This is a genomic window from Streptomyces morookaense (assembly GCF_013030945.1).
Lineage (GTDB): Bacteria > Actinomycetota > Actinomycetes > Streptomycetales > Streptomycetaceae > Streptomyces > Streptomyces morookaensis.
Window position 1 is genome coordinate 119,392 of the sequence record NZ_JABBXF010000002.1, and the last position, 13,446, is coordinate 132,837.

Annotated in this window: 13 protein-coding genes; 7 read left to right on the plus strand and 6 right to left on the minus strand. The window is 72.2% G+C overall.

Annotated elements, in window-relative coordinates:
* The first annotated feature begins 1 nt into the window (after window position 1).
* Window positions 2-1,132: a cell division protein ZapE gene (gene zapE, locus HG542_RS01420; RefSeq protein ID WP_171078110.1), complete on the plus strand. Its 1,131-nt coding sequence runs from the start codon at window positions 2-4 to the stop codon at window positions 1,130-1,132.
* 72 nt (window positions 1,133-1,204) lie between these two features.
* On the opposite strand, the gene HG542_RS01425 is transcribed toward zapE, so the two are convergent.
* Both HG542_RS01425 and HG542_RS01430 read right to left on the minus strand, forming a co-directional pair.
* Window positions 1,205-1,870, minus strand: coding sequence for an ABC transporter (locus HG542_RS01425; RefSeq protein WP_171078111.1), 666 nt, complete (start codon window positions 1,868-1,870; stop codon window positions 1,205-1,207).
* Window positions 1,867-2,727, minus strand: a complete 861-nt coding sequence (locus tag HG542_RS01430) for an ABC transporter ATP-binding protein (protein ID WP_171078112.1) — start codon at window positions 2,725-2,727, stop codon at window positions 1,867-1,869. Before HG542_RS01430 ends, HG542_RS01425 begins: the two co-directional genes overlap by 4 nt.
* Window positions 2,728-2,741: 14 nt before the next feature.
* Here HG542_RS01430 and HG542_RS01435 point away from each other — a divergent pair, with 14 nt between their 5' ends.
* Window positions 2,742-3,485: a peptidyl-tRNA hydrolase gene (locus tag HG542_RS01435; RefSeq protein WP_171078113.1), complete on the plus strand. Its 744-nt coding sequence runs from the start codon at window positions 2,742-2,744 to the stop codon at window positions 3,483-3,485.
* Between the two features lie 26 nt (window positions 3,486-3,511).
* On the opposite strand, the gene cynR is transcribed toward HG542_RS01435, so the two are convergent.
* Complete coding sequence (cynR, locus tag HG542_RS01440; RefSeq protein WP_171078114.1) at window positions 3,512-4,420, minus strand: transcriptional regulator CynR; 909 nt, start codon at window positions 4,418-4,420, stop codon at window positions 3,512-3,514.
* Window positions 4,421-4,546: 126 nt separating this feature from the next.
* Here cynR and HG542_RS01445 point away from each other — a divergent pair, with 126 nt between their 5' ends.
* From HG542_RS01445 to HG542_RS01460, 4 genes are all read left to right on the plus strand, one after another.
* Complete coding sequence (locus tag HG542_RS01445; RefSeq protein ID WP_171078115.1) at window positions 4,547-5,134, plus strand: carbonic anhydrase; 588 nt, start codon at window positions 4,547-4,549, stop codon at window positions 5,132-5,134.
* A 56-nt stretch (window positions 5,135-5,190) separates the two neighbouring features.
* Window positions 5,191-5,661, plus strand: a complete 471-nt coding sequence (cynS, locus tag HG542_RS01450; protein WP_171078116.1) for a cyanase — start codon at window positions 5,191-5,193, stop codon at window positions 5,659-5,661.
* A gap of 133 nt (window positions 5,662-5,794) precedes the next feature.
* The gene (locus tag HG542_RS01455; protein WP_171078117.1) at window positions 5,795-6,295 is read left to right on the plus strand and encodes a nucleoside deaminase; all 501 of its coding nucleotides are present in this window, start codon (window positions 5,795-5,797) and stop codon (window positions 6,293-6,295) included.
* Window positions 6,296-6,422: 127 nt separating this feature from the next.
* A complete protein-coding gene (locus HG542_RS01460; protein WP_373313183.1) occupies window positions 6,423-7,706 on the plus strand; it encodes a polysaccharide deacetylase family protein in 1,284 nt (427 codons plus the stop codon).
* A gap of 31 nt (window positions 7,707-7,737) precedes the next feature.
* On the opposite strand, the gene HG542_RS01465 is transcribed toward HG542_RS01460, so the two are convergent.
* Entirely contained in the window at window positions 7,738-9,678 is a 1,941-nt protein-coding gene (locus tag HG542_RS01465; RefSeq protein ID WP_171078165.1) for a transglycosylase domain-containing protein, read from the minus strand.
* Between the two features lie 298 nt (window positions 9,679-9,976).
* Between HG542_RS01465 and HG542_RS01470 the strand changes: the two genes are divergently transcribed.
* A complete protein-coding gene (locus HG542_RS01470; protein ID WP_171078118.1) occupies window positions 9,977-10,357 on the plus strand; it encodes a BlaI/MecI/CopY family transcriptional regulator in 381 nt (126 codons plus the stop codon).
* A 20-nt stretch (window positions 10,358-10,377) separates the two neighbouring features.
* Here HG542_RS01470 and HG542_RS01475 read toward each other — a convergent pair whose 3' ends face one another.
* Both HG542_RS01475 and efeB read right to left on the minus strand, forming a co-directional pair.
* The gene (locus HG542_RS01475) at window positions 10,378-12,015 is read right to left on the minus strand and encodes a phospholipase C (protein ID WP_171078119.1); all 1,638 of its coding nucleotides are present in this window, start codon (window positions 12,013-12,015) and stop codon (window positions 10,378-10,380) included.
* 8 nt (window positions 12,016-12,023) lie between these two features.
* Window positions 12,024-13,349 carry an iron uptake transporter deferrochelatase/peroxidase subunit gene (gene efeB, locus HG542_RS01480; RefSeq protein ID WP_229922772.1) on the minus strand — a complete coding sequence of 442 codons (1,326 nt, stop codon included), beginning with the start codon at window positions 13,347-13,349 and terminating at the stop codon, window positions 12,024-12,026.
* Window positions 13,350-13,446: the final 97 nt, after the last annotated feature.

A 13,446-nucleotide genomic window follows, 5' to 3' on the forward strand; every position in this document is an offset into this window, starting at 1 on the left:
TGTGTCATCCTCCACCGCATCACCTGCCGATGCCTCCGGGTCCGTCAACGGTCCGATAGGCGAGTCCGCCGCCGCCCCGGTGGCGCTGACCTCGCGCGCCCCGCACGTACCGGCCGACCGCCTGGTCGCCGAGATGGTGCCGCCGCCGCGTTTCGACTCCGTGCGGTTCGACACCTACATCCCCGACCCGAACCAGCCCAGCCAGGCCGAGGCCGTCACCGTCCTCGCCGGCTTCGCGGCCGGGCTCGGCGGCGGTACGGACCAGGGCGGCGGTCGCAAGCGCTGGTTCCGGCGCGAGGCGAAGCCCGCCGCGCCCTCCGGGCCGCGCGGCGTCTACCTCGACGGCGGCTACGGCGTCGGCAAGACCCATCTGCTGGCCTCGCTCTGGCACGCCGCCCCGGCCGAGCCGGCGCAGAAGGCCTTCGGCACCTTCGTGGAGCTGACCAACCTCGTCGGCGCGCTGGGCTTCCAGCAGACCGTCCAGACGCTCAGCGGCCACAAGCTGCTGTGCATCGACGAGTTCGAGCTCGACGACCCGGGTGACACCGTGCTCGTCTCGAGCCTGCTGCGCAAGCTGGTCGAGGCGGGTGTGGCCCTGGCCGCGACCTCCAACACGCTGCCCGGCAAGCTCGGCGAGGGCCGGTTCGCCGCGGCCGACTTCCTGCGCGAGATCCAGGGCCTGTCCGCCCATTTCCGCCCGCTGCGGATCGACGGTGAGGACTACCGGCACCGCGGCCTGCCGCAGGCCCCGGACCCGTACGACGACGAGACCGTCAAGCGCGTCGCGTACGCGGCCGAGGGGGCCTCGCTCGACGACTTCCCCTCCCTGCTCGCCCACCTCTCCAAGGTCCACCCGAGCCGGTACGGCGCGATGTGCGACTCCATCCGCGCGGTGTGCCTGACCGGCGTCGAGCCGGTGCCGGACCAGTCGACGGCGCTGCGGCTGGTGGTGCTGGCGGACCGGCTGTACGACCGTGAGGTGCCGGTGCTGGCCTCGGGGAGGCCGTTCGACGAGCTGTTCAGCGAGGAGATGTTGCAGGGCGGGTACCGGAAGAAGTACTTCCGGGCCATTTCCCGGCTTACTGCGCTGGCGCGCGATGCGGGGCCGCTCGTCGAGCGGTGCGACGGGTAGGGCGGTACTTCGGCTGCGGGTCGGTTTCGGGCTGGTCGCGCAGTTCCTCGCGCCCCTTACGGGGCACGCCCCCTAACGCCGCGCGCTCACCGCGCACGCCACCGCCGTGGCCCCCGCCGCGAGGGCCGCGGCCAGGGCCAGCGGGAGCAGCGGCATGGTGACGGTCCCGTGCCGTGAGCCCGTGACCAGGCCGGTCACGGCGGCGTTGGCGGGCGAGCCCGACACGAACATCACGAGGAACGCGGCGAGGATCGTCGACGGCACCGCCCACGCCGGGCTGCGCAGCAGCGGCCGGTTGCACAGCGCGCCCACGCCCGTGCCGAGCAGTACGCACGCCAGTGCGCCCAGCAGGCCGGCCAGCGAGGCGGGCAGCACGGGGACGGCGACGCGGTGGTCGGCGCTGCGGGGGTCGCCGATCGCGGCGACGAGGGCCGTGCCGGCGACCGCGAGGGCGGTCGAGGCGGTCAGTCCGGTGAGTACCGCGGCGAGGTGCACCCGCCGGGGCCCGGCCGCCGCGACGGAACAATTCCGGGCGGCGTCCGGCTCGTTGGTCACGCACACCCGCACGAGCCAGGCGGCGACGGGCACGAGCGCGGCGGCGGCCCAGCCGAGGGAGTCGAGGACGGGCTGTCCGCCCTGCACCCCGATGCCCATGACGGCGCCGTAGAAGAGCAGCGGTGGCAGCCAGCGGTGCGAGCGGAGCAGCAGGGCGGCCTGATAGCCGAGCAGCGGGATCACGGGCGCGGGTCCTCTCCGGGGGTGCGCGGGTCCAGGGCCGTGACGGCCCTGATGTGCCAGGGGGGTCGGGCGGTCAGGAGGGACCGGAGCAGCGCGTCGGAGTGCGCGGCGGCGACGGTCAGCCGGACCGCGCCGGGCAGGCTTTCCCGATGCGGGTCGCCGGGCAGGTCGGGCGGCAAGTGCGCGCCGCCGGGCGGGGCTTGGGCCTCGATCCGGACGCGGGGGCCGGCGGGGGCGTCCGCGGGGACGGGAACCCTGGTCAACCGGCCCGCCTCCACCCGGTACCCGGCGCCGGCGGCGCCGGCCAGGCGGCGCGGGTCGTGGTCGACGAACACCACCGAGGCTCCGGCCGCCACCCGGTCCCGTACCGCGTCGTCGAGGAGGGCGCGGGAGGCCCGGTCGAGGCCCGTCCATGCCTCGTCGAGGACGAGCAGGCCGGGGGCGCCCAGCAGTCCCTGGGCGACGGCCACCTTCTGGCTGGTGCCCTTGGAGAGTTCGGCGAGAGGGGTGCGGGCGTGGCCGCCCGCGCCGAACCGTTCCAGCCAGTCGCGGCCCGCAGCGGCCGCGGCCGCGCGGCCCAGGCCGTGTATGCGGCCCATGTGCGTGAGCCAGCCGAGCGCGGTGAACGGCAGCGCGGCGGGGAAGCGTTCGGGGACGTAGGCGGTGCGGGGGCGGTCCACGATGCGGCCGGCGCTCGGGGCGTCGATGCCCGCGAGCAGCCGCAGCAGCGTGGACTTGCCGCTGCCGTTGGCCCCTTCGATCCGCAGCAGCGTGCCCGCCGGCACCTCGAAGTCGATGTCGCGCAGCACCCACGGTCCGCCCGCTCCGTAGCGGCGGCCGACCCCCATCAGCCTCATGGCCTCACGGTAGCGTGGAGGCCGTGACCAGCCCTGACCTCCCCGACGAGATCCCCGCCACGTCCGATCCCCGCGACAGCGCACCGCAGTTCGTGCTGCCGCTGGTGGTCCGGATCGAGAAGACCGCTCCCCCGGCCCGCACGGACGCGCTGGAGACGGCGGCGCGGGCGGTGCTGACGCTGCTGTCGGACGCGCGCGCGACGGACGAGGACGGCGAGTGGACGCAGGCCGTGCGGAACTGGGAGGACGCCCGCATCCGCAAGGTGGTGCGCCGGGCGCGCGGCGCGGAGTGGCGCAAGGCGTCGGGCCTGCCGGGCATCACGGTGCACGGGGCCGCGGCCGAGGTGCGGGTCTTCCCGCCCGTCCCTCTGGACGGCTGGCCGAAGGAGCTGGTCAAGCTCCAGGTGTCGGGCACGGAGCTGGACGATCCGGAGCCGCCGGCCGCGCCGGATCCCGCGCGGCCGGTGTTGTGGCTGAACCCGGAGCTGAAGATGACCGCGGGCAAGGCCATGGCCCAGGCCGGGCACGGTGCCCAACTGGCGTGGTGGGCACTGGACGAGGCGGCCCGCAAGGCCTGGCAGGAGGACGGTTTCGCCCTGTCCGTGCGGACGGCGGATGCCGCCCGCTGGGCCGAACTCACCGCGAGCGGGCTGCCGTTGGTGCGGGACGCGGGCTTCACGGAGATCGCGCCCGGACTGACTGTCGCAGTCGAAGGCGGCGAGCGTTACTGCCCGCTCCCACGCCTGCGGCGACCGTAGGCGCGGAAGCGGGCAGCGGGCGGGCGTCACCGGGGCGGGGCGTATCCGCGCGCACGGACGAGGTCGTGGGTGAGCCGGGCGAAGGCGTGGGTGACGGCGCTGTGGTAGGCGCCTTCGCGCTTCAGGAGGGTGACCGTACGGGTCGGGAGGGGCGGGTCGAGGGGGACGGGGGTGAGGTGGGGGTGGTCGTGGGTGATGGCGTCGGGCAGGACGGTGGCCAGATCGGTGCGGCGGACGATTTCGGTCAGCGCCTGGATGGAGTTGGCCTCGACCGTGATGCGGGGGCCGACGCCGTGCCGGTCGAAGTAGGCGTCGATGTGGCCTCGGGTGGCGAAGTCGCCTGAGAGCAGGGCGAGTTGTCGCCCGGCCAGATCGTCCACGGGCAGCGGGCGCTCCCTGTCGGCGCCCCCCGCGACACCCGTGACGAGGCCGAGGGTTTCGGTGAACAGCGGCGTGGCGGTGATGCCGGGCAGGTGAGTACCGGCGAAGGCGATGCCGAGGTCGAGCTCGTCGGCGAGCAGGGCTGCTTCGAGGCGGTCCTGGGTCATCTCCTTGACGGTCAGGGTGATGCCCGGGTGCCGGGTGCGGAGTTCGGCGGTGAGCGGGCCGACGAGGTAGGCGGTGAAGGTCGGGGTGACGGCCAGCCGCAGATGGCCGCGGGAGAGGTCCTGCACGTCGTGGACGGCGCGTTCGGCGGCCGCCAGATCCCGTAGCGCGCGCCGGGCGTGGTGCACATAGGCCTCGCCGGCGTCGGTGAGCCGGACCGTGCGGCCGGTGCGGTCCAGCAGCTGCACCCCCAGGATCCGTTCCAGCTGCTTGATCTGCTGGGAGAGCGTGGGCTGGGAGATGTGCAGGTCCTCGGCGGCGCGGGTGAAGTTTCCTTCTTCGGCGACAGCGAGCAGGTAGCGCAGGTGACGCAGTTCCAGGACGGCCATGCGACCGATTATAGATGTGGCCAATAGCAGACATGGTGAACAACTCTTGGACGCTATAGATGCAGGTCGTGCATGGTGGATCTCGTCAGCCCCCCGGGGCCTGACGGCTACCGAAGGGAGTGACCCATGCAGAACCTCACCGAGGGTGTCGCACAGTTCCAGCGCGACGTCTTCCCGGCCAAGGCGGACCTCTTCGCCCACCTCGCCGGGCATCACACGCCGCACACGCTGTTCATCGGCTGCTCGGACGCCCGTGTCGTGCCCGAGCTGATCACCCAGGGCGAGCCGGGCGAGCTGTTCGTCATCCGCACCGCCGGAAACCTCGTCCCCGCCTACACCCCCGGCGCCAACGGGGTGACGGCCAGCATCGAGTACGCCGTCGCCGTGCTGGGCGTGACCGACATCGTCGTGTGCGGGCACTCCGCCTGCGGCGCGATGACCGCCCTGGCCGAAGGCCACGACCTGTCCGGCGCGCCGGTGGTCGCCGACTGGCTGCGGCACGCGGACGCCGCCGTGGCCCGCGCCGCCGGCGGCGGAGTGGCCGCACTGGTGCGCCAGAACGTGCTGGCGCAGCTGACGAACCTGACCACCCATCCGTCGGTCGCCCGCGCCCTGGCCGAGAAGAAGATCACCCTGCACGGCTGGGTCTTCGACATCCCCACCGGCCGCGTCGAGGAGCTCGACATCACCGGCAGCCCCGCGCTCGCGGCCTGACCCGGACCAGCCGTCCCCGCCGCCGCGGGGCGGCCCGCCCCGAAAGGAAACCCCTCATGATGCACGCCCAGTTCGACTCCACCGCCCGCGAGACCCTCGCCGTCCAGGCCGTGGACGCCAAGACCCGCAAGAACCTCTCCTGGCAGCAGATCGCCGACGCCTCCGGCCTGTCGGTCGCCTTCACCACCGCAGCCGTGCTCGGCCAGCACCCGCTGCCGGAGGCGTCCGCCAAGGCGGTCGCCGAGCTGCTGGGCCTGGACGAGGACGCGGCGCTGCTGCTGCAGACCATCCCGACCCGTGGCTCGATCCCCGGCGGCATCCCCACCGACCCGACGATCTACCGCTTCTACGAGATGCTCCAGGTCTACGGCACCACTCTCAAGGCCCTGGTCCACGAGCAGTTCGGCGACGGCATCATCTCCGCGATCAACTTCAAGCTGGACGTGAAGAAGGTCGCCGACCCCGAGGGCGGCGAGCGCGCGGTGATCACCCTGGACGGCAAGTACCTGCCGACCAAGCCGTTCTGACCCCGCCCGCGAGGGCGGACTTCGGCTGCGGGGCGCCCTCGACCGATCGCGCCCACGCGACGGAGCCGCACATCACGAACAGCCCTGCGCCCCGATCGGGGCGCAGGGCCCCTTCACCGGAAAGGACCCGTCCATGGACTTCGTCCAGCGCACCATCGACCTCGCCCGCCAGAACGTCGCCGAGGGCGGCCGCCCGTTCGCGACCGTCATCGTCAAGGACGGCGAGATCCTCGCCGAGAGCCCCAACAAGGTGGCCCAGACCGACGACCCCACCGCGCACGCGGAGATCCTCGCCATCCGCGAGGCCTGCGTGAAATTGGGCACCGAGCACCTGACCGGCACCACCATCTACGTCCTGGCCCACCCGTGCCCGATGTGCCTGGGCTCGCTCTACTACTGCTCGCCGGACGAGGTCGTCTTCCTCACCACCCGCGACGCCTACGAGCCCCACTACGTCGACGACCGCAAGTACTTCGAGCTCGACACCTTCTACGACGAGTTCGCCAAGCCGTGGCAGGACCGCCGGCTGCCGATGCGCCACGAGCCGCGGGACGCCGCGGTCGAGGTCTACCGCCTCTGGCAGGAGCGCAACGGCGGCGAACGCCGCGTGGCCGGCGCCCCCACCACCGCCTGACCCCGCACGCCGAGGGAACGGGTGCGTCCGCTCCATCGCGGACCACCCGGACCTTCGCGACCGAACTGTCACATAGGCCTGTGATACTGGCGGCGGAACATCCGTACCGGCGTCAGGGAGTTCGACGTTGCCAAGGGGGAAGCGGGCGAAAAGGGCGAAACCGCCCACATACTCGAAGAAGACCCTGTACGCGGCAACGGCCGTGGGCGCCGCCGCGCTGGTCACCGCTCTCGCGGTCGGCCTGCTGACGGGCGGCTCCGGCGGATCGGACCACAAGGGCGACGCCGCCTCCACCGCGCAGGCCAAGGCCCGCCCGGGGGCCGGCCAGGACGAGCCGTGGGACGGCAAGGTCAAGGTGCTCGGGGACGGTTCGACGTCGTTCACGGGCCCGCAGCCCCATGTGCCCAAGCCCGAAAAGCTCAAACCGGGTGAAAAGCCCCCGCAGTTCGTCGTCTTCTCCTGGGACGGCGCCCTGGAGAACGACGACAAGCTCTTCTCCCACTTCCGCGAGGCCGGCAAGAAGTACAACGCGCAGATGACGTACTTCCTGAGCGGCATCTACCTGCTGCCCGATTCCAAGCGGAGCCTCTACCAGGCTCCCCGGCACAAACAGGGCGCTGCGGACATCGATTTCACCTCCGACGCGCACATCAAGGACACCCTGGAGCAGCTGCGCGGCGCCTGGCTCGACGGCAACGAGATCGGCACGCACTTCAACGGCCATTTCTGCGGCAAGGGCGGCGGCCTCGACTGGACGTCCGACGAATGGCGCAAGGAGATCGATCAGGCGTATTCCTTCGTCGAGAACTGGAAGACGAACACCGGCTTCAAGGACGTCGCCCCTCTCCCCTTCGACTACAAGAAGGAGCTGGTCGGCGGCCGCGCCCCCTGCCTGGAGGGGCAGAAGGCGCTGATACCCGTGGAGAAGTCGCTCGGCTGGCGCTACGACGCCAGTTCCCCGGGCGACTTCCAGGTATGGCCGTCGAAGACCGACGGTGTCTGGAACTTCCCGCTGCAGCTGCTGCCGTATCCGAAGAGCGACCGCCAGGTCCTCTCCATGGACTTCAATTTCCTCTACAACCAGTCCGGCGACAGCACCAAGGGCGATCCCGCGAAGTACGCCGAGTGGGAGAAGACGACCCGCGACGGTTATCTCAACGGTTTCGAGCGCGTCTACAACGGCAGCCGTGCACCGCTGTTCATGGGCAACCACTTCGAGACGTGGAACGGCGGCATCTACATGAAGGCCATGGAGGACGTCATGCAGAGCGTGTGCCGCCGGGACGGGGTGCGCTGCGTGTCCTTCCGGCAGGTGGCCGACTGGCTCGACGCCCAGGACCCCAAGGTGCTGGCGAAGCTGCGCACGCTGGACCCGGCGCAGTCGCCGGACTGGAAGACGTTCCTCAAGTGACGGTCATACGGTAACGGTCGTACACTGACGGTCACTTGGCGGCCGTCACGTACTTCGTCCAGATGTCGATGGGGAAGGTGCTGCCGGTCACGGACGGCGCGGTGCCGCCGGTGCCGGTGAGCGGGAGCAGTTCCTGGCTCTTGGGGTCGATGCGCGAGAGCGAGATGGCGGTCACCAGCTTGCCCCGGTAGCCCGCGAACCAGGCGGACTTGTTGTCCGGTCCGGTGCCGGTCTTGCCCGCGGCGTCGGACCCGGCGGTCTTGGCGGTGCTCCCGGTGCCGCGCTTGACCACGTCGTGCAGCGCGTCGTCGACGGCCCCGGCGACGCTCGCCGGCAGGACGCGCTCGGCGGTGGGCTTCTCCACGGCGACGGCGTCGCCGTTGCGGCTGAGCCGGTCGACGGAGTACGGCTCGCTGTGCAGGCCCTGGGCGGCGAAGGTGGCGTACGCGCCCGCCAGGCGGATGGCGCTGGGCCGGGTGGTGCCGAGGGAGAAGGCGGGCACCTGCGGGCCGAGACTCTCCTCCAGCAGGCCGGCCTGCACGGCCGTCCTGCTCACCCGGTCCAGGCCCACGTCCATGCCCAGTTGCACGACCGGGGAGTTGACGTTCTGCACGACGGCTTCCTTGAGGGATATGTTCCCCCACGATTTGCCGCCGTCGTTGACGGTCTTCACGATCTTCCCGGCCCGGTCCCAGTACGGGCCCTCGGGCGTGCGGACGGCCGCCTTGTTGTCCCCGTTGTAGAGCGTGGCGGGAGTCACGGGGGTACGGGCCCCGTTGCGTTCGCGCTGGATGCCGTCGCGCAGGCCGGCGGCGTAGACGAAGGGCGCGAAGGTGCCGCCTGCCGGGACGACGCCCGAATTGGCGTCGTTGAAGCCCTGCTTGAGGTAGTCGGGGCCGCCGTAGAGGGCGACGATGCGCCCGTCGGTGGTGACGGAGGCGGCACCGATCCGCACGTTCTTGTCGGCGTCCCGCTTCTCCGGGTCCAGCCGTTGCTCGCGGACGTCGACGATGGCCTTGTCGAGCGCGTCGACCTTCGGTTTCTCGAAAGTGGTGTGGATCTGGAAGCCGCCGAGGTCGAAGTCGGCGTCGGAGACGTCGGTGTGGGCGCTCACGTACGCCCGCGCCGTGTCGACGAGATAGCCGACCTGCCCGGTCAGCCCGGCCGGCTTGGGCGGGGCCTTGGGCTCGGGGAAGGTCGTGTACTTCGCCCGCTCCTGGGGCGTGAGCTTCCCGATGACGACCATCCGGTCGAGGATCCACTTCCAGCGCTCGACGGCCCGCTCGTGGTTCTTCGGGCCGAGCGCCGGGTCGTACATGCCCGCGCCCTTGAGCAGCGAGGCCAGGAACGCGCCCTCGCTCGGGTCGAGCTGGGAGACGTCCTTGCCGTAGTAGGCATGGGCGGCGCGCTGGATGCCGTAGGAACCGCGCCCGTACCAGCTGGTGTTGAGGTAGCCCTCCAGGATGTCCGACTTGCTCATCTTGTTGTCCAGCTTGATCGCGATGAACATCTCGGTGAGCTTGCGGGTGAGGGTCTGCTGCTGGTTGAGGTAGGCGTTCTTCACATACTGCTGGGTGATCGTGGAGCCGCCCTGGGTGTCGCCGCCGCCGATCATCTTCGTGATGGCGCGGGTGATGCCGCGGGGCGAGATGCCGCTGTCGGTGTAGAACGTCTCGTTCTCGGCGGCTACGGCCGCCCAGCGCACCTTCTCGGGGACCTTGTCCAGCGAGGTGTCCTGCCGGTTGACCTCGCCGGTGCGGGCCATCTCGGTGCCGTCGGCCCAGTAGTAGACGTTGTCCTGCTGCGTGGCGGAGGCGTTGAGGTCGGTGGGGATGTCGGTCAGCACGTAGAGGATGCCGACGGCGGCGACGATCGTGCCGAAGCCGGCGCCGAGGAGCCCGAGCACCTGGCGCCAGGACGGCACCCAGCGGCGGAACCCGGTCCGGCCGGGCCGGGGGTAGGCGGGGCGCATCCGGCGCAGGCGGCGGCCGAGGGGGGCGAACCGGGCGAGCCACGCGAAGCGGCTGCCGGTCCTCGGCCTGCGGCGGCTGCCGGTGCGGCTGCGGGCAGGGCTGAAGTCCTTGCGGGCACGCCGGCTGTGTGCCCTCTCTCGCCGCTCGACCACCGGTTGACCCCGACTTCGTCCGAACACCTGTCTGTACATCTACTGCTCGATGACGGGCAGAGTCTTTCATATCCGTCCTTTACACTGCTGAGGTCCCTCTACAGCCCTGTAGAGGTGGAAGTCCGGCAGAAGGAACCCCCCGACGATGCAAGCGGCCACCCCCGCCGCCGCGGTACACCGCGGCCGCCGCCGCGCCAACGGAGCGCTGGAGGGCGAGGTCCTCGCCGCACTGCAGCGGGCGGGCGTCCCGCTGACCCCGCGCGAGGTGCAGGACACGCTGCCGGGCGAGCTGACGTACAGCACCGTGGTCACGATCCTGTCCCGGCTGCACGCCAAGGAGGTCCTCACGCGGACGCCGCGCGGGCGGGCCTACGCGTACGTGCCGGTGACGGACGAGGCGGGGCTCGCTGCGCGGGGCATGCACCGGATTCTGGATGCGCGGCCGGACCGCGAGGCCGTGCTCGCCCGCTTTGCGGGCGGGCTCACCGCGGCGGACGCGGTGCTGCTGCGCGAGCTGCTGGGGTAGCGCCCCCGTCAGGGGCGCCCCTACGGGGCGCGCCTCACCGAGCCGTCCCGTTCCAGCAGCAGCCGCGCCCCGTTCGGGTGCGCGAAGTCGAAGAGGTGCAGCAGCGAACCGGCCCGTTCGTCGAACGCCCCGCCCCCGATCCGGCCCGTGTGCCAGTTGTCCTCGATGAAGCGCAGGACCGAGGCCTGCTCGACCGGCGTGTGGTCCACGGCGCCGGCCTTGCTGTACGGGGAGATCACCAGCAGCGGCAGCCGCGGCCCCGGCCCGCAGCGGCCCGCGAACCTCCCTGCCGGACCCGGCGCGTTCTGGCACGCGGACGCGTCCGTCGGCCTGCCGCCGGCCGCCCGGCTGCGGATCCGCGAGCCGTTCAGCGGCTTCGCGTACACGTGGTCGTACCAGCCGTCGGAGTCGTCGTAGGCGACGATCACCGCGGTGTTCCGCCACTGCGGCGCGCTCTGGATCTTGTTGATCCACTCCACCAGGAAGTGCTGTTCGTCGAGGGGGTCGGAGTAGCCGGCGTGCCCGTCCTGGTAGGCGGGGGCCTTGAGGAAGCTCACCGCGGGCAGCCGGCCCGCCCGCAGGGCGGCGTCGAAGTCGGCCAGGTCGTAGGCGTGGTTGGCCCGCCCGGCGTGGCCGATCTCGGCGACGGACGCCGGGGGCAGGTGGTGCGGGTTGGCGGTGGAACGGTAGTACTGGAACGGCGCGTGGTGCGGCGAGTAGTCGATCACCCGGGCACCGCCCACGTTGGCGTGCGCCGTGCCCGAACAGCGCGCGTAGTGCCCGGACTTGCCGTCCCACGGTGTGCTGGGCCGGAAGCCGCCCTGGAACCAGCCCCAGGTAACGCCCTTGGCGTTGAGCAGATCGCCGATGTTGCGCCCGGTGAGCGCGGCCAGGGCGCTGCGGGCGGTGTGGTCGTGGTCCGAGCAGTCGTCGTAGGCGGGGTCGGGATCCTCGGTCAGCGTGCCCACGCCCTTGGCGTCGGGCACGGTCACGGCGGACCGGTCCGGGGTGGCCGTCTGCCGCGGGTGCTCGGTGCCGGACGCCGGGTCGGTGGAGATCGCGCCGTGCGTCTGGCCGGAGACGAGGTTGACGGCACCGGGCGTCGACGGGCCGTAGGTGGTGCCGAAGAACCGGTCGCTCATGCTGAAGTGCTGGGCGTAGTTCCACAGGGCGGTGACGGTGTTGCCGTCGTAGTAGTCCATCACGAGTCCGGGTTCGCCGTAGAGCGGGCCGGAGCAGGTGCTCGTCTCGGTGTACTGGACGTACCGGTCCTCCCGGCCGCCGTTCGCGGCGTACTGCTCGGGGCTGTAACTGTGGTTCTGGTCGCAGGTCATGGCCCGGTCGGGTCCCAGCCGGCGGGGCGGGTACTGGTTGGGGTTGCGGCGCAGCAGTCCGGCGGTGCGCAGGTTGTCGACGCGGGCGGGGGTTCCGCGGACGGCGGTGAAGGGCGTGCCGTCGGTGTTGGCGGCGTGGGGGTAGGTGGCGAAGTAGTGGTCGAAGGAGATGTTCTCGTCGTAGACGACCACCAGGTGTTCGACCGGAGTTGCCGTGGTCACGGGCACCGGGGGCGCCGGTGCCGCGGCCCCTGCGGTCAGGCCCAGGGCCGCGGCGACCCCGGCGAGTGCTGCTGCGCGTCCGGCGACGGGTCTGCCGGCCATGTTCCGTCTCACTTTCCGCTCGCGCCCAGCAGCGCGCGCCCGTACCAGTCCGCACCGTCCCGTACGCCGGGGAGTGCGAAGAACCAGCCGCCGCCGAAGGGCTTCACGTAGTCGGTCAGCGGTTCGCCCGCCAGCCGTTGCTGTACGGCCGTGAACTGCCGTACGGGGTCCTGCTGGTAGCAGCAGAAGAGCAGCCCCATGTCGAGGCCGCCGTTGGTGTCCACGCCCCGGTCGTAGCTGTAGGAGCGGCGCAGCAGCCGCTGCCCGTCGGTCTCCGGGGTGCGCGGTCCGGCCAGCCGGATGTGGCTGTCCAGGGGGATCACCTCGCCGGTGGGGTCGCGGTCGTAGGCGGGGGTGTCGGTCTCGCGGTCGCCGTCCAGCGGGGCGCCGGTGTCCCGGCTGCGGCCGAGCATCCGTTCCTGTTCGCGGAGGGTGACGCGGTCCCAGAACTCGGTGAACATGCGGATCAGCCGCACCACTTGATAGCTGCCGCCGGCCGTCCAGGCGGGTTCGCCGCGGCCGGGCGGCACCCATACGAGCCGGTCCATGAGGCGGGCGTCGCGGACGTCCGGGTTGGCGGTGCCGTCCTTGAAACCGAAGAGGTTGCGCGGGGCGCCCGAGGGCCGGGGCGGGGCGGTGAAACCGTCCAGCCGCCAGCGGATCTGCAGGCCGCCGCGCGTGTGGCGGGTGATGTCCCGCAGGGCGTGCAGGACGGTGTCCGTGCTGTCGGCGCACAGCTGAAGGCTGAGGTCCCCGTGGCACCAGGCCGGGTCGAGGTCGTCGTCCGGGAAGACCGGCATGGCCCGCAGCCGCCGGGGCACCCGGTCCGCGAGCCCGTACCGCCCGTCGAAGAGCGAGGCCCCCACCCCGAGCGTGACCCGCACGGCACCGTCGGCGGGGATGCACGGTCCGAGGACCCCGGAGTCGGTGGGCGGTGCGGTGATCCCGGCCGGGGGCGGCGGCCCACCGTGGCTCAGGAACCGGGCGCGGGCGGTGAGGGTGCGCAACACCTCGACGAGCCCGTCCCGTTCGGGGGCGGTGACGTCGAAGGCGGTGAAGACGGTGGCCCGGGCGGGAGGGGTGAGCACGGCCGGCTGATGCGGGCCGTGAAAGGGGGTGCCTCTGCGGGGGGCGGGGGTGGTACGAGCCGGCAGGGCGGGGGCCCCGGCGCCGATCCCGGCCCCGCCCACGCCGGGTGCGGCTCCGGCGTTCGCCCAACCACCGTCCGCGAGGGCCGGGCTGCCCGCCACCGCTCCGCCGAGCCCGGCCATGACCCCGCGCAGAACACCGCGCCGGCGCACTCCGCGGGCGACGGCGCCCGGTTCGCGGCTCATGCCGGCCTCCGCTGTTCACACAGCGCCGCCAGGCCCGCCAAGTCCGCTGCCGGGCTGCCGATTTGGCGGCCGGCGCGCGCGAGCTGCCGGGGCCGCG